The 21,534-nt window shown below is 65.9% G+C and carries 15 protein-coding genes and 1 pseudogene; 3 read left to right on the top strand and 13 right to left on the bottom strand.

The window, feature by feature from the left end:
• Positions 1-58: 58 nt before the first annotated feature.
• The 5 genes and pseudogenes from pdeM to AC1DYX_RS01050 form a co-directional block, all read right to left on the bottom strand.
• On the bottom strand, positions 59-718 hold the full coding sequence (gene pdeM / locus AC1DYX_RS01030) for a ligase-associated DNA damage response endonuclease PdeM (protein WP_477255392.1): 660 nt from the start codon (positions 716-718) through the stop codon (positions 59-61).
• On the bottom strand, positions 715-3,201 hold the full coding sequence (locus AC1DYX_RS01035; RefSeq protein WP_477255394.1) for a ligase-associated DNA damage response DEXH box helicase: 2,487 nt from the start codon (positions 3,199-3,201) through the stop codon (positions 715-717). The genes pdeM and AC1DYX_RS01035 overlap by 4 nt, the downstream gene beginning before the upstream one ends.
• Positions 3,198-4,829, bottom strand: a complete 1,632-nt coding sequence (locus AC1DYX_RS01040; protein WP_477255396.1) for an ATP-dependent DNA ligase — start codon at positions 4,827-4,829, stop codon at positions 3,198-3,200. The genes AC1DYX_RS01035 and AC1DYX_RS01040 overlap by 4 nt, the downstream gene beginning before the upstream one ends.
• On the bottom strand, positions 4,822-5,877 hold the full coding sequence (locus AC1DYX_RS01045; RefSeq protein WP_477255398.1) for a ligase-associated DNA damage response exonuclease: 1,056 nt from the start codon (positions 5,875-5,877) through the stop codon (positions 4,822-4,824). The genes AC1DYX_RS01040 and AC1DYX_RS01045 overlap by 8 nt, the downstream gene beginning before the upstream one ends.
• Positions 5,874-7,597 (bottom strand): annotated as a pseudogene (locus tag AC1DYX_RS01050) (RecQ family ATP-dependent DNA helicase). The gene AC1DYX_RS01045 and the pseudogene AC1DYX_RS01050 overlap by 4 nt, the downstream one beginning before the upstream one ends.
• 211 nt (positions 7,598-7,808) lie before the next feature.
• Between AC1DYX_RS01050 and AC1DYX_RS01055 the strand changes: the two are divergent.
• From AC1DYX_RS01055 to AC1DYX_RS01065, 3 genes are all read left to right on the top strand, one after another.
• Positions 7,809-7,934 (top strand): hypothetical protein, encoded by a 126-nt coding sequence (locus AC1DYX_RS01055; RefSeq protein WP_477255400.1) that lies wholly within the window; start codon positions 7,809-7,811, stop codon positions 7,932-7,934.
• Positions 7,935-8,036: 102 nt separating this feature from the next.
• On the top strand, positions 8,037-8,483 hold the full coding sequence (locus tag AC1DYX_RS01060; RefSeq protein WP_477255402.1) for a response regulator: 447 nt from the start codon (positions 8,037-8,039) through the stop codon (positions 8,481-8,483).
• A 381-nt stretch (positions 8,484-8,864) separates the two neighbouring features.
• Positions 8,865-10,091, top strand: a complete 1,227-nt coding sequence (locus tag AC1DYX_RS01065; RefSeq protein WP_477255404.1) for a glycoside hydrolase family 30 beta sandwich domain-containing protein — start codon at positions 8,865-8,867, stop codon at positions 10,089-10,091.
• 24 nt (positions 10,092-10,115) lie between these two features.
• Here the strand turns inward: AC1DYX_RS01065 and AC1DYX_RS01070 are convergent, their stop codons facing one another.
• The 8 genes from AC1DYX_RS01070 to AC1DYX_RS01105 form a co-directional block, all read right to left on the bottom strand.
• Positions 10,116-11,267, bottom strand: coding sequence for a chromate transporter (locus AC1DYX_RS01070; protein WP_477255406.1), 1,152 nt, complete (start codon positions 11,265-11,267; stop codon positions 10,116-10,118).
• Positions 11,264-12,232: a chromate resistance protein ChrB domain-containing protein gene (locus AC1DYX_RS01075; RefSeq protein ID WP_477255408.1), complete on the bottom strand. Its 969-nt coding sequence runs from the start codon at positions 12,230-12,232 to the stop codon at positions 11,264-11,266. The genes AC1DYX_RS01070 and AC1DYX_RS01075 overlap by 4 nt, the downstream gene beginning before the upstream one ends.
• 359 nt (positions 12,233-12,591) lie before the next feature.
• Complete coding sequence (ahpF, locus tag AC1DYX_RS01080; protein ID WP_477255410.1) at positions 12,592-14,169, bottom strand: alkyl hydroperoxide reductase subunit F; 1,578 nt, start codon at positions 14,167-14,169, stop codon at positions 12,592-12,594.
• A gap of 250 nt (positions 14,170-14,419) precedes the next feature.
• Entirely contained in the window at positions 14,420-14,983 is a 564-nt protein-coding gene (ahpC, locus tag AC1DYX_RS01085) for an alkyl hydroperoxide reductase subunit C (RefSeq protein ID WP_166861448.1), read from the bottom strand.
• A 210-nt stretch (positions 14,984-15,193) separates the two neighbouring features.
• A complete protein-coding gene (locus AC1DYX_RS01090; RefSeq protein WP_477255413.1) occupies positions 15,194-16,411 on the bottom strand; it encodes a hybrid sensor histidine kinase/response regulator in 1,218 nt (405 codons plus the stop codon).
• The gene (locus AC1DYX_RS01095) at positions 16,408-17,019 is read right to left on the bottom strand and encodes a chemotaxis protein CheB (RefSeq protein WP_477255462.1); all 612 of its coding nucleotides are present in this window, start codon (positions 17,017-17,019) and stop codon (positions 16,408-16,410) included. The genes AC1DYX_RS01090 and AC1DYX_RS01095 overlap by 4 nt, the downstream gene beginning before the upstream one ends.
• Positions 17,019-17,849, bottom strand: a complete 831-nt coding sequence (locus tag AC1DYX_RS01100; protein WP_477255415.1) for a CheR family methyltransferase — start codon at positions 17,847-17,849, stop codon at positions 17,019-17,021. The genes AC1DYX_RS01095 and AC1DYX_RS01100 overlap by 1 nt, the downstream gene beginning before the upstream one ends.
• A gap of 26 nt (positions 17,850-17,875) precedes the next feature.
• On the bottom strand, positions 17,876-21,370 hold the full coding sequence (locus AC1DYX_RS01105) for a response regulator (RefSeq protein ID WP_477255416.1): 3,495 nt from the start codon (positions 21,368-21,370) through the stop codon (positions 17,876-17,878).
• Positions 21,371-21,534 lie beyond the last annotated feature (164 nt).

Here is a 21,534-nt window from a genome sequence, read left to right on the forward strand (position 1 = left end):
GACGAATCTTGTTGTCGATACAATCAGCTTACGCCCTGCCCCGGCCGGGCTCGGTGCGTTAGCGTACGTTGTGCACGGCCTCGCCTGAGGTCACATAAATGCGATCGCCTTCGTCCGGACGGACGGTGTATCCGCCGGTAAAAGATCCGAACGACGGCAGGATCATCCGACGCGGCCCCGCCACGAAACACGGCAGGCGCAATGCGTCGAAACGTGTCGCCAAGACATAAACCGGGTGGACGTGGCCGGCCAGCACATAGCCGGGCGCGTCCAGGTCCGGATGGTGGCAGAAGGACATGGGGCCGACCGTGTACGGCTCGTCGACGAGCGCGATGCCCAGCGCCTCGGCCGGGTCGCCTGCGTGTTTGTCGTGGTTGCCGCGCACGAGCGTCAGCACGAGATCCTGCCTGCGCCGGCGCCACGCGAGCATGGCGGCCTGCGTCCCGGCCGCGTGCGCCGCGCGCGCATGCAGGAAGTCGCCGAGGAACAACACGTGGTGCGCCCCGGTCGCATCGATCAGTGCATCCAGCGCATCGAGATTCTCGCTCGTCGTGCCGCGCGGCACGGGAATACCGAACGAACGGAACGCGGCCGCCTTGCCGAAATGGATGTCGGCGATGGCCAGCAACCGTTCGCGCTGCCAGTACACGGCTTTCTGCGGCAACAGCCACAACGCCTCGCCGCCCGCTTCGATGACCACGCTGCCTTCGATTCTCATCGTTCCGCCGCCTTTTCCAGTTCCCGCACCATGCGCGCGACACGGTCCGCCAGCTTTTCCGTGCTGACCTTTTCGCGGAAACGCTCGACCATCAGCGGAAAGCCGAACGGCGTGGCGCGCCTGACCTCGCGAAACGCGATGCGGCGCGCGTGCAGTTCCACGAGCGTGTCGCGCAGGCGCGTGAGTTCCAGTTCCTGCTCCAGCACCTCGCGCTCGGCCTGCGTCAGCAGCAGGTTGTCGCTGTCGTGCTTGCGGAAGACCTCGAAGAACAGCGACGACGACGCCTGCACCTGGCGCATGGACTTGTGCTGGCCCGGGTAGCCCTGGAACACGAGCCCCGCGATGCGCGCCACTTCGCGGAAGCGCTGCTGCGACAGCTGGGTCGCGTTGAGGCTGTCCAGCACGTCTTCCAGCAGGTGCGACGTGTCGAACAGGCCGACGCCAGCCCCCGTCTCGGCCGCGAACAAAGACGCCCAGTCGACGGGGGCCAAAGCGAGCAGCTCGAAGCCGTAGTCGTTGACGGCGACGGAAAAGGTATTGGGCAGCACGCGCCCGATGCGGAAGGCGAACAGCGACGCGAGCCCCGTGTGCACGGCGCGCCCGGCGAACGGATAGACGAACAGATGATGTCCCTCGCGGCTCTTCATGCTCTCCACGACGAGCACGTCGCTGCCGGGCAGCGCCGACCAGCGCGCCTGGATCTCCAGCAGCGGCTGCAGCGCGCGCATCTCGGGGCCGTCGTATAAGCCTTCGCTGGCCATTTTGAGTTCTTCCAGCGCCGCATGCGCGAGTTCGGACGACAACGGCATCTTGGTGCCCTGCCAGCGGCTGACGGCGCCGCGCGTCGAATCCGAGCGCTTCACGAATGCCGTCATCTCGTGCACGCGCACGAGTTCCAGGATGCGGCCCGAGAACAGGAAGCGGTCGCCCGGCTTCATCCGGCCGATGAACGATTCCTCCACGCTGCCGATGCGTCCGCCGCTCACGTACTTCACCTGCATCTGCGCGTCGGACACGATGGTGCCGATACCCATGCGGTGGCGCCGGCCGATCTTTACGTCCGGCACGCGGTAGACGCCCTCCTCGTCCGGCAGCACGCGCCGGTACTCCGGATAAATCGTCAGGCTCTGGCCGCCGCGCGCGACGAAATCCAGCGCCCACTGCCATTCCTCCGGCGTCAGGTGGCGGTACGACCAGGCGCTTTTCACCTCTTCATACAATTCTTCGGAACGGAAGCCGCCGCCCAGCGCGACGGTGACGAGGTGTTGCACGAGCACGTCGAACGGCTTGTTCGGCACCTGCCGCGCTTCGATGCGGCGCGTGGCGACGGCCCGCCTGGCGCCGGCCGCCTCCAGCAGTTCGAGGCTGTTGGTCGGCACCAGGGTCACGCGCGAGATGCGGCCCGGCGCGTGGCCGCTGCGCCCTGCCCGCTGCAGCAGCCGCGCGATGCCCTTGGCGCTGCCGACCTGCAGCACGCGCTCGACGGGCAGAAAATCGACGCCGAGGTCCAGGCTCGCCGTGCACACGACGGCTTTCAGGTCGCCGCGTTTCAGGCCCGTCTCGACCCAGTCGCGCACCTCGCGGTCGAGCGAGCCGTGGTGCAGCGCGACGAGGCCGGCCCAGTCGGGGCGCGCCTCGATCAGGTTCTGGTACCACAGCTCCGACTGCGAGCGCGTGTTCGTGAAGACCAGCGTCGCCTCGTGGCGTTCGATCTCGTCGATGACGGGTTGCAGCATCTGCAGGCCCAGGTGGCCGGCCCACGGAAAGCGCGCCACGCTCCGCGGCACGAGGCAGTCGACGACGATCTGCTTTTTCAGGTCGCCCTCGACGAGCACGCCCGCGCCTGGCTCGCCCAGCAGCACGGCGCGCGCCTCCGCCAGGTTGCCCATCGTGGCGGACAGTCCCCACACGACGAGGCCGGGATTCCAGCGTCTGAGGCGCGCCAGCGCCAGCTGCACCTGCACGCCGCGCTTGCTGCCCATCAGCTCGTGCCACTCGTCGATGATGATCATGTCCAGGTGCTTGAACTGGTCGCGCGCGGCCGCGTGCGACAGCAGCAGCGACAGGCTTTCCGGCGTCGTGATCAGGGCACCCGGCAGCGCCTTCGACTGGCGCGCGCGCTCGGCCGCGCCCGTGTCGCCCGTGCGCGCGCCGATGGTCCACGCGCCGATCACGTCCGGGCTGGCGGCGCCCAGTTCCGCCGCCGACGTCTCCAGCGAGCGCTGCATGTCCGCCGCGAGCGCGCGCATCGGCGTGATCCACAGCACGCGCAGGCCTGTGTTGGCACGGCGATTCCGGTTTGCCCCACGCAGCAATGCGGCGAACCACACGGCATAGGTCTTGCCCGCGCCCGTGTTCGCGTGCAGCAGGCCCGATTCGCCCGCGAGCGCCGCCTTCCACACGGCGCGCTGGAACGGGAACACCTTCCAGTCGCGCGCGGCGAACCACGTGTCGACTGCCTGCTCTGCCTGCCCCTTGCTCATGGTCCCGCCGCCTCGAGCAGACCCTTCAACGTATCGAGCGTATCGGCCTGCTCGACCGTCTTGTCGTCGCGCCGGCGCAGGATGCGCGGAAAGCGCACGGCGATGCCGGCCTTGTGGCGCGTGGACAGCGCGATGCCCTCGAAACCGATCTCGAACACCATCGTCGGCCGCACGGACCGCACGGGCCCGAATTTTTCCACCGTCGTCTTGCGGATGATGTTGTCGACCTGCGCGATCTCGGCATCCGTCAGGCCGGAATAGGCTTTCGCGAACGGGACGAGCCTGCGTTCGGCCCCGTCGCCATCCCACACGGCGAACGTGTAATCGGTGTACAGCGACGCGCGCCGGCCGCTGCCCGCCTGTGCATAGATCAGCACCGCGTCGACGGCGTACGGATCGATCTTCCACTTCCACCACGTGCCCACGTCCTTCGTGCGGCCGACGCCGTACTGCGCATTCCTCGCCTTCAGCATCATGCCTTCCACGCCGCGCGCCCGCGATTCGGCCCGCAGCCTGCCGAGGTCTTCCCAGCTGTCGGCCGTCACCAGCGGCGAGATCTTCAGCTGCGGCTGCGCGGCGCCCGTGACGAGCGTCTCCAGCAGCGCGCGCCGCTCGTGCTGCGGCAGCGCGCGCGTGTCGACGCCGTCCAGTTCCAGCAGGTCGTACGCGAGCAGCCTTGCCGGCAGCTCGGCCAGCAGTTTCGCGGACAAGGTCTTGCGGCCGATGCGCTTCTGCAGGTCGGCGAACGGCGCGGGCGCGTCGCCCGTCGTCCAGATCAGTACCTCGCCGTCGACCACGGTCCCTTCCGGCAGGGAGAGGCTTGCCAACTCGGGAAAGCGCTCCGTGATCAGGTCTTCGCCGCGCGACCACAGGTAATTCTGGCCACCGCGCCGCACCAGCTGGGCGCGGATGCCGTCGTACTTCCATTCGACCTGCCAGTCGCCCATGTCGCCAAGCGCGCTCGGGTCGCCCTGCAACTGGTGCGCGAGGAAGAAGGGGTAAGGCTGGCCGCCGCGCAGCCTGTGTTCATCGTCGGTCTGCGCAGCGATCAGTTGCAGGAACCCCGTCGCCGTCGGCTGCACGCGGCCGTCCGTCCAGCCCATCAGGCGCTGTGCGATCAGTTTCGAATCGACCGCGGCGATCGACGCCAGCGCGCGCGTGACGAGCAGCTTCGACACGCCCACGCGAAAGCCGCCGCCGATCAGCTTCACGAACAGGAAGCGTTCGCGCCACGTCAACTCGTCCCAGTACGCGAACAGCGCCTCCCGGATCGTGCCGGGGTCGGCGCCGCGCAGCGGGCCGATGCGCTCTTCCATCCACACGGCCAGGCCGACGTCGCTGTGGCGCTTCGGCTGCGGCAGGATGTGGGCGATGGTCTCGGCCATGTCGCCGACGGCCGCGTACGATTCGTCGAACAGCCAGTCGTCCAGGCCCGCGTACTCGATGGCGTACTGGCGCAGCAGCTTGCTCGGCACGGCCTGGCGCGGCTTGCCGCCGGCGAGGAAGTAGACGGCCCAGGCGGCGTTTTCCGGCGCGGCGCTGGCGAAGTAATTCTGCAGCGCCTCGAGCTTGCGGTTGGTGGCGGTGGTCTCGTCGAGTTCGGCGTACAGGCGGGCGAATTCACGCATCCTTTGCCTCCTCCGCCCCTTGTTCCCCTTGCGGTTCGCCCGGCGTGGCCGTGACGGCTTCGTCGTCCTCCTCGCCGTACTCGGTGTCGAATGCCTTCGCATCGAGGCCGATCTGGCACAGCCAGCGCACCATCACGGGAATGGAGCCATGCGTGACGATCACCTGCTGCGCGCCGGTCGCGTGGATGGCGTCGAGCAGGCCGGGCCAGTCGGCGTGGTCCGAGAGCACGAAGCCGCGGTCCACGCCGCGCCGCCGGCGCGCACCGCGCAGCAGCATCCAGCCGCTGGCGAACGCATCGGAATAATCGCCGAAGCGGCGCGTCCACGGCGAGCCGGCGGCCGACGGCGGCGCCAGCACCAGCGCCTTCTTGAGGTCGGCCTTGTCCGTTGCGCTGACGAGCCGCGTGTGCGGAAGATGCACGCCGCCCTCGCGGTAAATGCGGTTCAGTGGCTCTATGGCACCATGGCACACGATGGGACCGAGGGAAGAGTTCAAGCCATGGAGCAGCCGCTGCGCCTTGCCGAACGCGTAGGCATACAGGATGCTCGTGCGGCCTTCCTCCGCATTGCGCCGCCACCAGCGGTTGATGTCGTCGAACACTTCCTGCTGCGGATCCCAGCGGTAGATCGGCAGGCCGAACGTGGATTCCGTGATGAAGGTATGGCAGCGTACGGCCTCGAACGGCGCGCACGTGGCGTCCGGCTCGACCTTGTAGTCGCCGGACGCGACCCAGACCTCGCCTTCGTGTTCCATCCGGACCTGGGCGGAACCAAGCACGTGCCCGGCGGGATGCAGCGAGATCGCCACGCCGTTGTGGACGATGCGCTCGCCGTACGCGAGCCCGTCGATGTGGATGTCGTGGCCGAGGCGCGACTTCAGGATGCCGACGCTGTCGTTCGAGGCCAGGTAATGCCGGTGGCCCCAGCGCGCGTGGTCGCCGTGCGCATGGGTGATGACGGCCCGGTCCACCGGCCGCCACGGGTCGATGTAGAACTGGCCCGGCACGCAGTACAGGCCTTCCTTGCGTACGACGACCATGTCACTCATGCCGGCGTGACGAAATCGGCGAGGAACGCGCGCGCCTCGCCGCCCGGGAAGTCGATCGTGACCTGGTCGGAGGCAGCGGTCAATACGACGCCTTCGCCATACTTCGGCACCGTCACGCGCGCGCCCGGCTCGAACGTGGGACCGGCCGCGACTTCCGTGTCCGGCGCGCGGTCGAACTCGTCGTCGCGGATGTCGATATCCTCCGTCAGCACGGCGGCCGGCGGATTCAGGCAGTTGTCGCAGCGGCAGCACTGCTCGAAGCCCTCGACCTCGTCGCCGAAGTAATCGAGCAGCAGCTTCCAGCGGCAGAAACCGCTGACGGCATACGCCACCATCTGCTCCAGCGCTTCCCTGTCGCGCTCCTGCTTCTGGCGGTAGACCTCGGCCATCGCGGCGAACAGCTTGTCGTCCGGCACGGCGCTGCCCGGGGCGTAGGCCAGCTTGCGGTTCTGGCGCAGCAGCTTCGCATCTTTCAAGAGTTTCAGGCAGACCTTCAGGTGCGGGCCCGCAAGATCGCCCGATACGTCCTCGATGCGGTCCGGCGTGGCCGTCTCGTTCTCGAGCAGGGTGCGCACGGCGTCGTAGACGGCGCAGATCTCGTCCGCGGTCGGGTAGTGCTTCACGAGGAAGAACTGCTGCACGCGCTTGTCGTCCTGCAGGAACAGCAGGGTGCACCGGGCATCCTGGCCGTCGCGGCCCGCGCGGCCGGATTCCTGGTAGTACGCTTCCAGGTCGCCGGGATCTGCAGATGGATGACGAAGCGCGTGTCCGGCTTGTCGATGCCCATGCCGAACGCGTTCGTCGCCACCATCACGCGCCGCTCGTCGTTCATGAACAGGTCCTGGTTGGCCTTGCGCTCGGCCGCGTGAAGCTTGCCGTGGTACAGGGTAACGGACTCTCCCGCCTCCTCCAGCAGCGCGTGCATTTCCTCGGCTGCCTTGACGGTGGCCGCGTAGACGATGCCCGTGCCCTGTGTCTCGCGCACGAGCCGCAGCGCGGCCGCGAGCTTCTCGTCGGGGTTCGTCACCTGCAGCACGCGATACTGCAGGTTCGGCCTATAGATGCCCGTGTTGATGACGTTCATCCGCGGCCGACGGTGTTGGCCAATGAGTTGGCGACCGATGTCCTCGACGACTTCCTCGGTCGCCGTGGCCGTCAGCGCCAGCACGGGCGGACGGCCCAGCGCCTCGATCGCGGCGGCCATCTCGAGGTAGGCCGGGCGGAAATCGTGGCCCCATTGCGAGATGCAGTGAGCCTCGTCGACGACGACCAGGGCAATGGGAACAAGCCTCAATACGTCGACGAATTCCGGCATCGTGAGGCGCTCGGGCGTGCAGAACACGATCTCGCAACGGCCCTCCCCGATCGCCGCGAGCGCCGTGCGTTCTTCCTCGGCCGACAGGCTGCTGTTGACCTGCCCGGCATGGATGCCCAGCTCGCCGAGCTTTTCCAGCTGGTCCTTCATCAGCGAGATCAGCGGCGAGACGACGATCGTCATGCCGTCGAGGATGCGGGCGGGAATCTGGTAGCACAGCGATTTACCGCTGCCGGTCGGCATGATGGCCAGCGTGTCCCTGCCATCGAGGACGCTGTCGATCACGCGTTGCTGGCCGTCGCGCAGGTGTTCGATGCCGAATACCGTATGCAGCAGGCGGCGGATGGTGTTGCGGCGTACCGCAAGCACACCCTTGTGGAGGAGTCGGGGGTCGTGTGTGGTCATGATGCAACCACTCTAGGCCTGAGCACGGCGGCACGCCATAGGACGCAACCTACAGCGACCGTAGGATCGCTACGACGAGGTGACACAAGCGTTCAGACAGAGAGACGAGGCGCCGTCCTACAGCGCGACGGATTTCCAGCCGATAGTTACCCCCAAGTACGCAATTTAAGATGTGGTCAACAATCAGAAATCGGCAATCCGGAGGTTCATCATGACCCGCTTCTTCCCCACAACCAAAGCCTGGACCGCAGCCCACGTCGCGCTGGCGACCGCCGCAACCTGGCTGCTGTGCGAAACCGATGCGTTGGGCGGCATGGCGCCGCTGTTCTTCCATTGACGAAGACGAAGCGCATCCCTTCACGCACCGCGCACCTTGTTACAACTTGACAGTTGAACAATAGCAGCCCGAGCGCCATACCTGAGGCAGGAGGACTCATCCATGAAGTACGCCCTGTTATACGACGATGACGCGGCCACGCGCCGCCACAGTGCCACCCTGCTCAAGTCGCTCGGCTATGTCGTGGCCGAGACGACGACGGCCCAGGCCGCGCTGAACGCCACCCGGGCGCTGCATTTCGATGTGATCCTGACTTCCCGCGCGCACGCCGCCGGCGAGCGTCGCGCCCTGCCCGGCGAACTCTCCCGCCTCGCCCCCGACACCCCGACGATCCTGCTGCTCGACGAAGACGCACCGTTCCCGCCGCTGTACGACGCATTCAGTGCCACCGTCACGAAACCGGTCAGCGTGCGCGGCCTGCGCCACGCGCTGGACTTCGGCCTGGACGGCACGGGCGCGCGGCCGGTGCCGCAGGCGATCCGCTACGAACGGCGCAACGGCCAGCGCCGCCGGCGCGCGCGCGACATGGCCCCCACCCAATTGGCATAAATACAATTTGTGAATTACTGTTAACAATCTTTGGTTTGATCAGGCATCCGCTGCGGCGTAAGATGTTCACAACAAAATGTTATATAAAACATAATTTTGTGAAATAACAGTAAATAACAATAACCGGAGGAGCCATGCCGCACATCCTGATCCCGCGTCGCCGACCGCATCCGCTTCCTCGCCCCGTCCCCCGTCCCTTCCCGCGCTGAGCGCGCCCCCTCGACAGTCCGCATTTTTTCACGGTGACCTCGTGCCCCATTCGGGCACCGGTGTCGCTCGTCCTGCCTGCCGGCGATCCCGGCATGGGTCCGCAGTCAAAGCAGCACACGCAGTGAACTCCCGGGCCGCCCGCCCGGCAACCAACCGATCACGGAGACGTTCATGCCTCATGCTTTTTCGCGCACTACCCGCCGCGTCGCGTCGGCGCTTCTCTTGTCATCCGCTGTTATCGCCGGCGCCTCCGCGCAGACGGTCACCGTCAACCCGGCCACGACGTACCAGACCGTGCGCGGCTTCGGCGGCTTCAGCGGCGCCGGCTGGGCGGCGGAACTGACCCCGGCCCAGATCGACGCCGCGTTCGGCACCGGCACGGGCCAGATCGGCCTTTCGATCATGCGCCTGCGCATCGACCCCGATTCCAGCAAGTGGTCCACGCAACTGGCGTCCGCGCAGCTGGCCAAGGCGAAGGGTGCCATCCTGTTCGGGACGCCGTGGACGCCGCCGGCGAGCATGAAGACCAACAACAGCCTCGTCTCCGGCCATCTGTCCGCGAGCCACTACGGCGACTACGCGACGCACCTGCTGAATTTCGCGAGCACGATGCAGGCCGGCGGCGCGGCGCTGTACGCCATCTCGATCCAGAACGAACCGGACTTCGACCCGGACTACGAAAGCTGCCTGTGGAGCTCGCAGGAATTCATCGATTTCCTCTCCGGCCAGGGTTCGCGCTTCGGCAACTACAAGGTCATCGCGGCCGAGTCCGCCACCTTCTACAAACCGCTCACCGATCCGATTCTCAACAGCGCGACGGCCGCGCCGCAGTTCGACATCGTGGCCGGCCACCTGTACGGCGTGAGCCCGACCGACTATCCCCTCGCCCGCGCCAAGGGCAAGGAGGTGTGGATGACGGAGCACTTCACCGACAGCACATCCGACGCGAACGACTGGACGAAAGCGATGCCGGTGGCATTGGAACTGCACAACAGCATGGTGGCCAACTACAACGCCTACGTCTGGTGGTACATCCGCCGCTCGTACGGCCTGCTCACGGAGGACGGCAACGTCAGCAAGCGCGGCTACATCATGGCGCAGTTCGCGAAATACGTCCGCCCCGGCGCCGTGCGCGTCGCGGCAACCGAAAAACCGTATGCCGACGTCTTCGTCACGGCCTACAAGGACACCGCCGGCAAACTGATCGTCGTGGCCATCAACAACGGCACGTCGCAGCGCCAGCTGCAACTGCAGGTCGGCAGCGCCGCTCCCGGCTTCACGAAATACCGCACCACGTCGACGGACAACACCGGCTATGCGGGGCAGTACACGGTGACGGGCGGCGTCGCGACGGCGTGGATCGATCCCGGCAGCGTCAATACGTTCGTCAGTCAGTGAGTCAATCAACCCACCCAGGATCCGCTAGGCCGACAGCAACGGGTGCACGACGAGGCCCAGGATGGCAGCGGCGGCGATGACGACCGGTTCCTGCAGCTTCCGGTAGCGCCACAACAGGACGATCGTGGCGACGGCGATCAGCGCCGTCGGGACGTCGACGATCGTGCGCTTCGCGATGATGACGACCGACCCGGCGATCGCCCCGACCGCCGCCGCCGTGATGCCGTCGACGAAGGCGATGACGCCCGGCAGCTTGCCGTAGCGCTTGAAGTAAGGCGCGGGGATCACGGTGAACAGGTAGCACGGCAGGAACGTGGCGAGCGCGGCGACGGTCGCGCCGGGCAATCCCGCCACGAGGTAGCCGATGAAGCCGACCGTGATGACGACGGGCCCCGGCGTGATCATCGCCACGGCCACCGCATCGACGAACTGCTTTTCCGTGAGCCAGTGATGCTCGGTGACGACGCCGCCGTACAGGAAGGGCACGATCGCGAGGCCCGAGCCGAACACGAACGCGCCGGCCTTGGCGAAGAACAGGGCGATGCTGGTCAGCACGGACGTGTCGACCGATCCGGCCAGGCCGGCGGCGAGCACGATCTGCGGCAGCGCGACCGCGCGCAGGCCCCGGCCAGCCAGCCTGGGGGGCGCGCGCCACAGCCAGACGACGATGCCGGCCGCGACGAACAGCCACGCCACCTCGGATTCCGTCGCGATCGTGACGGCCGCCAGCAGCAGGTAGACGGCCCACAGCAGCCCATCCCGGCCGACGCTCTTTTCCGTCAGCTTCTTCGCGCTCATCACGATGATGCCGATGACGGCCGAGCCGACGCCATAGAACACGGCCTGCATCCACGGCAGCCCGCCGAAGCGCACATAGGCCCAGCCGAGGGCGAGCACGATCAGGAAGGATGGCAGCACGAAGGCCAGGCCCACCAGCGTCGCCCCCAGCAGGCGGTAATGGACGTAGCCGAGGTAGATCGCGAGCTGCGCCGCCAGCGGTCCGGGCGCGAGCTGCGACAGGGCCATGCCCTCGCGATAGTCGGCCTCTTCGATCCAGCCGCGCTCCTCGACGAGGTCGCGGTGCATATAGCCCACCAGCGCGACGGGGCCGCCGAAGCCGAGCGCGCCCAGGCGCAGCATATAGGCCACCAGTTGCCACAGGGTATAGCGGGTCATGAAGACTCCTCTTCAGGATTGGAAAAATGGATATGCAGCGAATCGAGCACGCCGCCGATCTCCACCAGCAACGCGTCGTCATCGATCAGCCGCCGGCGCGCGCCGGCCAGCACGGCCTCGAAGCCGCCCGCCTCGGGCACGAAGCCCTCGCCCACGTCCAGCGCACGCACCATGGCGCCGAGCCGCGCGAGGCCGGTGTCGCCGTCGAGGCCGAAACTGGCCGCGAGCACTTCGAACGTGACGCGGGGACCGGCATGGGTGAAGGCGGCGCCGTCGAAGTCGAAGCCGAGGGCGTCCGGCGGACAATCGCCCGGCGCGTCCAGCCACAGGAAGCGGGCGTCGGGATCGATGAAGCGGCGGATCAGCCACGCGCTGGCGACGCGGTCGACCCATAGGCGGCGGCGCGTGGCCCACGTCCGCCCGCGGTACGCGCCCGGGTCGCGCCGCACGATCGCATCCGCCGCGGCCTGCGGCTCGCCCGGCGCCAGGCGCTGCTCGGCGGCTTTGGCGAGTTCCGTCCACGCGGCCTCCGCCCGGGCACTGGCGTCGTTGGGAAAATAATCGATGGCGCGCAGGACGTCGAACTCGCGGCGCAGCCGGCGCAAGGTGCGCTGCACATCCTGCGGTTTCATGCCGGCCAGCGCCTGGCCCGCATCGCCCACGGCGCGCGTCCATTCCCGGTACTCGGCGGCGCGGTCGAACAGCGCGCGGTAGGCCTCGTCCTCGGCCGTCGAACGGGCCTGGACGGCGGGCAGCCATGCCGTCCCCTGCTCGCGCGCGACCTCGTCCGCGAGGCCGCGCAACTGTTCTTCCAGCGCGGCCGTCCACGGCAGCAGATAGACCCCATCGCGCAGCGCGGCACAGCCGAGCGCCTTCAGCGCACGCCAGACGCGCATGCGCAGCGTGGTGCTGTTGCTCGGCAGGCTGACGATCAGCAGCTGCCAGCGTGGAGAAACGTCGTCCATGCCACTCCTTGTTGATGTAGCGATCTTAACATATCCTGTTGCGATCACTACATTACCAAAACGGCAGACGAAAAAAAAGCAGCGGACCTCGCGCGAAATTCGGGGTCAGAGCACATTTTGCGGCACGATCCTTAACGCAAGCCACTTCAGCAGGCAACGACAATCCACTCGTCGCCATATCGATGCATCGGGCGACATCGCAGAACTCATTGCGCCTGGACATTGACCAGAAATGTGCTCTGACCCCGAATTTGTGCTCTGACCCCGAATTTCGAAACGGCAGGCGAAAAAAAGCAGCGGACCTCGTGGAACGCTGCTTCATGAAAAGTCCGGGCGGTCGTCAACCCGGACTGGGGCAATCAGGCGGCCTCGACGGCCACCGGCATGCGGATCAGGTAGTCGAAGGCCGACAATGCTGCCTTCGCGCCGTCACCTGCCGCGATCACGATCTGCTTGAACGGCGTCGTCGTCGCATCGCCCGCGGCGAACACGCCCGGGATGTTGGTGCGGCCATGGTCGTCCACGACGATCTCGCCGAAGCGCGACAGTTCGACCGTGCCCTTCAGGAACTCGGTGTTCGGCACGAGGCCGATCTGCACGAACACGCCGGAAAGTAGAACGTGGTGTTCTTCGCCGCTGATGCGGTCCTTGAAGCGAATGCCGTTCACCTTGCTGCCGTCGCCCGTGATCTCGGTCGTCTGCGCGTTGACGTGGATCGTCACGTTCTGCAGGCTCTGCGCCTTGTTGACGAGCACGGCGTCCGCCTTCAGCTGCGGCGCGAACTCCACCAGGGTCACGTGCTCGACGATGCCGGCGAGGTCAATCGCCGCTTCCACGCCCGAGTTGCCGCCGCCGATCACGGCGACACGCTTGCCCTTGTACAGCGGACCGTCGCAGTGCGGGCAATAGTTCACCCCGGCGTTCTTGTATTCCTGCTCGCCCGGCACGTTGACGTTACGCCAGCGCGCGCCCGTCGACAGGATCACGGTGCTCGACTTCAGCGAACCGCCGTTGGCGAACTGCACTTCGACCAGTTCGCCCGGCTTGGCGGGCGGAATGATCTTCGCGGCCGTCTGCTGGGTCATGATGTCCACGCCATAGTGGCGCACCTGGGCTTCGAGCGCGGCCGAGAACTTCGGGCCGTCCGTCTCCAGCACGGAAATATAGTTCTCGATCGACATCGTGTCGTTCACCTGGCCCCCCATGCGCTCCGTCGCGATGCCGGTGCGGATGCCCTTCCGGGCCGCGTACACGGCCGCCGCGGCGCCCGACGGGCCGCCGCCGACGATCAGCACGTCGTACGGATCCTTCGCATCCAGTTTGGCGGCGTCGCGGGCGCCGGCCCCCGTGTCCAGTTTGGCGACGATCTCTTCGATCATCATGCGGCCCGAGCCGAACATCTCGCCGTTCAGGAGCACCATCGGCACGGCCATCACCTTGCGCTGCTCGACTTCGGCCTGGAACGCGCCGCCTTCGATCACGGTCGTCTTGACGCGCGGGTTCAGGATCGCCATCAGCGCCAGGGCCTGCACGACGTCCGGGCAGTTATGGCAGGTCAGCGACATGTAGACTTCGAATTCGTAGTCGCCGTCGAGTGCGCGGATAGCGTCGATGACCTCCTGCTCGACCTTCGGCGGATGGCCGCCCGTCCACAGCAGCGCCAGCACGAGCGACGTGAATTCGTGGCCCAGCGGCAGGCCGGCGAAGCGCAGGCTCGTGCTGGTGCCGACGCGTTGCAGCGAGAACGACGGCTTGCGGGCGTCGTTGCCGTCGGTACGCAGCGTGATCTTGTCGGCGCGCAGGCCGGCGATGGTCTGCAGCAGGTCGAGCATCTGCTTCGACGTGTCGCTGTCGTCGAGCGAAGCGACGATGTCGAACGGTTGCTGGACGCGTTGGAGATAGCCGGCGAGTTGGTTTTTCAGTTCTTGTTCGAGCATGGTCGTGTCCTTTCGTTCAGTCGTGTTCAGGCCGATGCGTCGCATGTGCGGGCGCATCCATCAATCCAAATAGTGAATCTGGACCGGCAGATCGACTAGTGAGATCGCCTGTCTTGCGTCGGCGGGCCCATTCCGGTTGGGCTCGTAGGGAGGGGGTAGCACCGGTCGCCCCTCGCGGCCGGTGCCTGTATTACCAAGTGCTGCTGTTGCGGTAACTCATGGTGGGCTCGGGGAGCCCACCCTACGTTACTTAGATCTTGCCAACCAGGTCCAGCGACGGCTTCAGCGTTGCAGCGCCTTCGGTCCACTTGGCCGGGCAGACTTCGCCCGGGTGCGATGCGACGTACTGGGCTGCCTTGACCTTGCGCAGCAGTTCCGAAGCGTCGCGGCCGATGCCGTTGTCGTGCACTTCCATGACCTTGATCTGGCCTTCCGGATTGATCACGAAGGTGCCGCGCAGGGCCAGGCCTTCTTCTTCGATCATGACTTCGAAGTTACGCGACAGCAGGCCGGTCGGGTCGCCGATCAGCGGGTAGTTGACTTTCTTGATCGCGTCCGACGTGTCGTGCCATGCCTTGTGGGCGAAGTGGGTGTCGGTCGACACGCCATAGACTTTCACGCCCATCTTGTCGAACTCCGGCTGGAAAGCAGCCAGGTCTTCCAGTTCGGTCGGGCAGACGAAGGTGAAGTCCGCCGGGTAGAACATCAGGACCGACCAGGTGCCTTTGAAGTCGGCTTCGGTCAGGTCGATGAACTTGCCTGCGTGGTAAGCGGTTGCTTTGAACGGCTTGATTTCGGTGTTGATGATGGACATGCAGTACTCCTCTTTCGGGGTTAAAAAAGCTTAGGTGCGTACTATAACCCGCACGCGGATTCGTGTGAAATTGATTGAACAGATTTTATCTATTAATTTTAACTATCGCAGGGTGGGCACCCCGGGCCCACGCGTAACGTTTGAACATTGCAAACGTCCGCGTGGGCACAGGGGTGCCCACCCTACACGGGATCGATGTCGGTGAAGACGTCAGGCCGGCGTGGCAGCGGCAGGTTGCGGCACCGTGGCCATGCACGGCAGCGTGAGGCTGAACGTGGCGCCCTCGCCCGGCGTGCTCTCGACGGTCAGTTCGCCGCCGTGCGACTTCGCCAGCTGGCGCGAGATGTACAGCCCCAGCCCGAGGCCCTTCGGCTCGCCGCTCTTGGCACCGCGCTCGTACGGTTCGAAGATGCGGTCGATGTAGTCCGGCGCGATGCCCTTGCCGTGGTCGCGCACGGCGATGCGCACGTTGCCGTCTTCATCGTGAACACTGACGTCGACCGTGCCGCCGCCATAGCGCATGGCATTGGTCAGCAGGTTGACGACGACCTGCTCGATGCGGAATTCATCCCAGTAGCCTTCGACGGGCTGGTGCGGCGCCAGCATGACATTGGCACCGGCCGCCGCGGCCTGCAGCGACAAATCGTTGACGACGCGTTCCAGCAAGGCCATCAGCTCGACCCTGCCCGGGCGGATAGAGAGGGTCCCGCTCTTCATGCGCGAGACGTCCAGCATGTCGTCGATCAGGCGGATCATCGCCTTGATCTGGCGCTCGTCGCGCTTGATCATGTTGTTCATCTGCTCCGGATTGAACGCCGGCAAGTTGCCCCGCTTGAGCTGCAGGCTGCGCATCTGCGTTTCCAGGAACAGCGTATTCAGCGGCGTGCGCAGCTCGTGGGCGACGAGCGACATGAATTCGTCGCGCATGTGCAGCGAGCGCTGCAGCTCGTCCTGCGTCGCGTTCAGTTCGCGCAGCAGCACTTCCTGCTCGCGCCGCGCCGCTTCCAGCGCCTCCATCTGCTGTTGCATCTCGCGCCGCTGCTGGTCCAGCGTGACGAACACGTTGACCTTGCTGCGCACGGCGTCCGGGTCGAGCGGCTTGTACAGGAAGTCGACGGCGCCCGTCTCATAGCCCTTGAACGCATAGTTCAGCTCGCGGCCGGCGGCGGACACGAACACGATCGGGATATTGCGCGTGCGCGACGTGGAGCGCATCAGCTCGGCCAACTCGAAGCCGTCCATGCCCGGCATCTGCACGTCCAGGATGGCCAGCGCGAAATCATGTTCGAGCATCAGCGACAGGGCTTCCTCGCCGGACCGGGCCTGGAACACGAGGCGCTGCTCGTCGCGGATCAGCGCGTCGAGGGCGCGCAGGTTTTCCGGCAGGTCGTCGACGATCAGCAGTTTGCTAGGGTCGGGAGCGCTCATGATTCATTCATCTCCAACATGGGCAACAAGGCGTGGATGCGCGCCAGCGGCAGGATCAAATCCGGTTGGCTGCGTTCGATGGCGGCTTCGGGCATCGTCTCCACCTGGGCGTCCGCCGGGTCCTGCACGACGGTGAAGCCGCCGCGGGCGCGGACGTGCGCCATGCCGTCGGCGCCATCGCGGTTCGCGCCCGTGAGCAGGATGCCCACGAGGCCGGCGCCGTAGGCATCCGCGCTGGACTCCATCAGCACGTCGATGGCCGGGCGCGCGAAATGCACGGGCGGCTCGCAGCTGAGCGAGAACGTGCGGTCGCGCTCGACGGACAGATGATAGCCGGGCCCGGCGAAATAGACGGTGCCGGGCACGATCTCTTCCTTGTCGGCGGCCTCGCGCACGGGCATGGGCAGGCGCTCGTCGAACAGCTCGGCCAGGCGGCTCGCGCGGTCGCCCGGCATGTGCAGGATGCAGATCACGGGCAGCCGGTAGCCGGCCGGCAGCGCCGGCAGCAGGGTCACGAGGGCATCCACGCCGCCGGCCGAGCCGCCGATCACGACGGCCTCGAAGCGGAGTCCCCGCACGGCCGCGCGCAATGTCGCGTCACCGGACATCACGACGCCACCTTGCGGAATACCCGTTCCCGCTTCGCGAGCGACTCGAAACGCTGGGCATAGGTGGAAAAGTCGATGCTTTCCTTGCTGCCGAGGCCGAGGAAGCCGCGGTGGCACAGCGATTCGTGGAACAGGCCCAGCACCCGGTTCTGCAGGCGCCGGTTAAAGTAGATCATCACGTTGCGGCAACTGATGAAATGCGTTTCGGCAAATACATTGTCCGTCGCCAGACTGTGGTCCGCAAACGTGACCTTGTCGACGAGCGCGCGGTCGAACAGCGCGCCGCCATAGGCCGCCGTGTAATAGTCGGAGAACGCGCGCGTGCCGCCCGCCTTCTGGTAGTTTTCCGTGTATATGCGCATCTTGTCGAGCGGCATCACGCCGCGTCGGGCCGCTTCCAGCGAATCCGGATTGATGTCGGTCGCGTACATCTGCGTGCGCTCCAGCAGGCCCTCCTCGCACAGCAGGATCGCGAGCGAATAGACCTCCTCGCCCGTACTGCAGCCGGCCACCCACACGTTCAGCGACGCATACGTCTTCAGGAACGGCACGATGAGCCGGCGTACCGCCAGATAATAATCCGGATCGCGGAACATTTCCGTTACCGGTATTGTCAAAAACTGTAACAGCTGCGTGAACGCGGCCGGGTCGTGCATGACGCGCGCCTGCAAGGCCGAGATCGTATCGCACGCCATCGCGCGCATGGCGGCGAGCACGCGGCGCTTCTGCGACGAGCCCGTGTAGTCGCGGAAGTCGTAGTTGTACTTGAGGTAGACAGCCTCGATCAGCATCCGCAGCTCGATGTCGACGTCGCTCGGCGGATTTTTCATTTTCTGCAATTCTTGCGGCGCCTTTTTCAAATGCGCTCCAAAGTGGGCATCCATACGCGCAGCAACGAGTACAGCCGGGTCAGGTCGATCGGCTTGGCCAGGTAATCGTTCGCGCCGGCCGCCAGGCATTGTTCCTGGTCGTCCTTCATCGCCTTCGCCGTGATGGCGATGATGGGCAGGCGCGCGAAACGCTTGTCCTGGCGGATGCGGCGCGTCGCTTCCAGGCCATCCATGCCCGGCATCATGACGTCCATCAGCACGAGGTCGATCGCATCGTTCTCATCGAGCCTGGCGATGGCCTCGTAGCCATTGCGCCCCACGTCCACCCGGGCACCGCGTTGCTCCAGCGCACTGGTCAGCGCGAATACGTTACGCACGTCATCGTCCACGAGCAGGATCGTGCGGCCCTCGAACACGCGATCGCGCCCACGCACCGTCTTGAGCATCGTCTGGCGTTCCGACGACAGCTGCGATTCCACCTTGTGCAGGAACAGCGTGACCTCGTCCAGCAGGCGCTCCGGCGAGCGCGCGCCCTTGATGATGATCGACCGCGAATATTTCAGCAGTTCCACTTCTTCGTCGCGCGTCAGGTTGCGGCCCGTGTACACGATGACGGGCGGGAATGAACACAGTTCTTCCAGCGACATATGCTGCAGCAATTCATTGCCCTGCATGTCCGGCAGCTTCAGGTCGATGATCATGCAATCGAAGATCTGCGTGCGCAATAATCCCAGCGCCTCTTCGCCGGAACCGACGGCCGCGATCTCGACGTCGGCATCCGAGATCAGTTGCACCACGCTGTCGCGCTGGCGCTCGTCATCCTCGACAAGCAGCACGCGCTTGATCGTCTGCGACGACTTGTCCTTCAGCTTGCGGAACACGTCTTCCAGCTGCTCGCGCGACGTCGGTTTCAGCGCATAACCGATGGCGCCCAGGTGCAGCGCCTCGCCGCCATTGTCCTGGCTGGACACGACGTGGACGGGAATGTGGCGCGTGGCCGGGCTATCCTTCAGCTGTTGCAGCACCGACAGGCCGGAGCGGTCCGGCAGGCGGATGTCGAGCAGGATCGCGTCCGGGCTCTCGTTCGTCGCCAGTTCCAGGCCTTCCTGCGCCGTCAGCGCGACGAGGCAGCGGAATTCCATGTCGTGCGCGAGGCCGTACAGGATGCGCGCAAACGCCGGCTCGTCCTCGATGACGAGCACCGTGCGCACGCCGGCGGCCGGCTGGGCGCGGTCGTCCGCGAACGACGGCAGCGTGCCCTCTTGCGGCGCGGCGGCCACGGGCTCGGCTACCGGGGCAGGGGCGGGGGCGGGCGCGGATGCGGGCGCACGCACGGACGGGACCGGCGGCGGCACGGGCGGCGTCGCGGCGACGGCACCGTCACGCGGCAGGCTGAGCACGAACGTGCTGCCCTCGCCCAGCGTGCTCGTCATGCTCAGGGTGCCGCCCAGCAAGCCCGTCAGGTCGCGCGAGATCGACAGGCCCAGGCCCGTGCCGCCGTACTTGCGCGCCGTGGAGCCGTCGGCCTGGTGGAAGGCGTCGAAGATCTTTTCCTGCTGCTCGGGCGCAATGCCGATGCCGGAATCCTGCACGGCGAACTGGATCCAGCCGTCGCCGTTCGCGCTGACGGTCAGCCTGACCTGCCCCTTGTCCGTGAATTTCACCGCGTTCGACAACAAATTCTTGAGGATTTGCTCGAGGCGCTGGCGATCCGTGTGGATGCTCGCGGGCACGTTCGACGCGACGTCCAGCACGAAATCCAGGTGCTTCTGGCGCGCCAGCGGTTCGAACATGCGCGCCAGGCCCTCGATGACACGGCGCAGCGCCAGGTCTTCCGGCACGAGTTCCAGCTTGCCGGCCTCGACCTTGGAAATATCGAGGATATCGTTGATCAGGTTGAGCAGATCATTGCCGGCCGAGTAAATCGTCTGGGCAAAACGTACTTGCTCCTCGTTGAGGTTACCGGCGGCATTGTCCGCCAGCAGCTTGGCGAGGATCAGCGAACTGTTCAGCGGCGTGCGCAGCTCATGCGACATATTCGCCAGGAATTCGGACTTGTAGCGGCTGGCCCGCTCCAGCTCCAGCGCACGTTCGCGCAATTGCTCCTGGGCTTGTATCAGCGCCGTGTTCTTGTTGTCGAGGTTGGCGGCCTGCTCGGCCAGCCGTTCGTTCGTCTGCTCCAGCGCGGCCTGCTGGTTTTCCAGTGCCGACTGTGATTCCTCCAGCGCGCGCGACTGTTCTTCCAGTTCCTCGTTCGCGGTGCGCAATTCTTCCTGCTGCACCTGCAGCTCTTCGTTCAACGCCTGCTGCTCTTCCAGCGCCGCCTGCAGCCGCTGGCGGTGCAGCACGTTCGCCACGGCCGCACCGACCGGGGCGGCGAGCGTTTCCATGAGGCGGACGTCGCGGTCACTCACGCCGTTCAGGAAGCCGATCTCGATGACACCCTTGATCTTGCCGAAGTTCGACACGGGCGCAATCAGCAATTCGCGCGGCGCCGTCTCGCCCAGCGCCGAGCCGACCTTGATATAGTCCGACGGCAGTTCGCGCAAGGTGATGATGCGGTTCTGGCTGGCGGCCTGGGCGGCCAGCGACTCGTTCGGTCCCACGATGCGGCCACGGTCCTCGTCGTCGTGCGCGAAGCCATAGGCGCCGATGCGGGTCAACGTGCCATCGTCGGCACGCACGTACATCGCGGCCACGACGCCGCCCACGTACCTGGTCACGTATTTCAGCACGACGTCGGCCAGTGGTTCCAGCGTGACGATGCCCGTCGTCTTCGCGATCAGTTCCGTCTGGCCCGAACGCAACCAGTCCTGCTGGCGCAGCCGCTCGTTGTACTCGGCCTCATGCTCCAGGATCTCGTTGTAAGAGTTCGACAGTGCCATCAGCTCGCGCCGCCCGAACAGCGCAAGCAGCCCGGCGACGACGAGACTGAACGTGAGGAAGGTCGCGACCGACCACGCGATCACGGAGCGCGACGTGGTGTTCCGTTCCTGCAGGATGCGTTGTTCTTCCAGGATGAAATCGAGGAATTCGCGCCGCACCTGGTCCGTCAACAGCTTGCCGCGGCCACCCTTGATGTTCTGGACGATATCGACGAAATCGCTGTTCTTGCCGCGGCGCGCGATCATTTCCTCGGCAAAGCCCTGCCACTGGTTCTGCGCCGCGCGCACCCGTTCGATGCGCTCGATCTGCGCCGGATTGTCTCCGACGAGGCGCTCCAGGTTCTTCAGCTCGGCATCCATGCGCGGCTTGGCCGCCAGGTACGGCGCCAGGAAATCGTCGTCGCCGGACAGCAGGAAGCCGCGCATGCCGGCTTCCATGTCGGACGACAGCCGGTTCACCTCGTTGGCGCGGCCGATCACGTGTTCGGAATGCTCGACCCAGCTCAATACATTGATGAGGTAGGCGATGATCCCGACGAAGACCAGCGCGCTGAGCACGCCCATGCCCAGCGGCATGGCGACGTTGCGCAAGAGGATGCGGCGAAATTGGTCTTTATCGATGCTCGATCCGGGCATGCTGTGTCATTACTCTTATGAAAAAAATATCTTAAGTGTAACGCAAGCATGGGAACCGGCGCGTTCGTTTGAACGTGCATTTTTGCCAAGTCAGCGGGGTTGATCGTATTTACAGCAAGAATCACTGACGTTAGGCCACCCTACGGCGCGTAGGGTGCGGCACC

It is taken from the genome of Massilia sp. P2_C2, assembly GCF_056404615.1.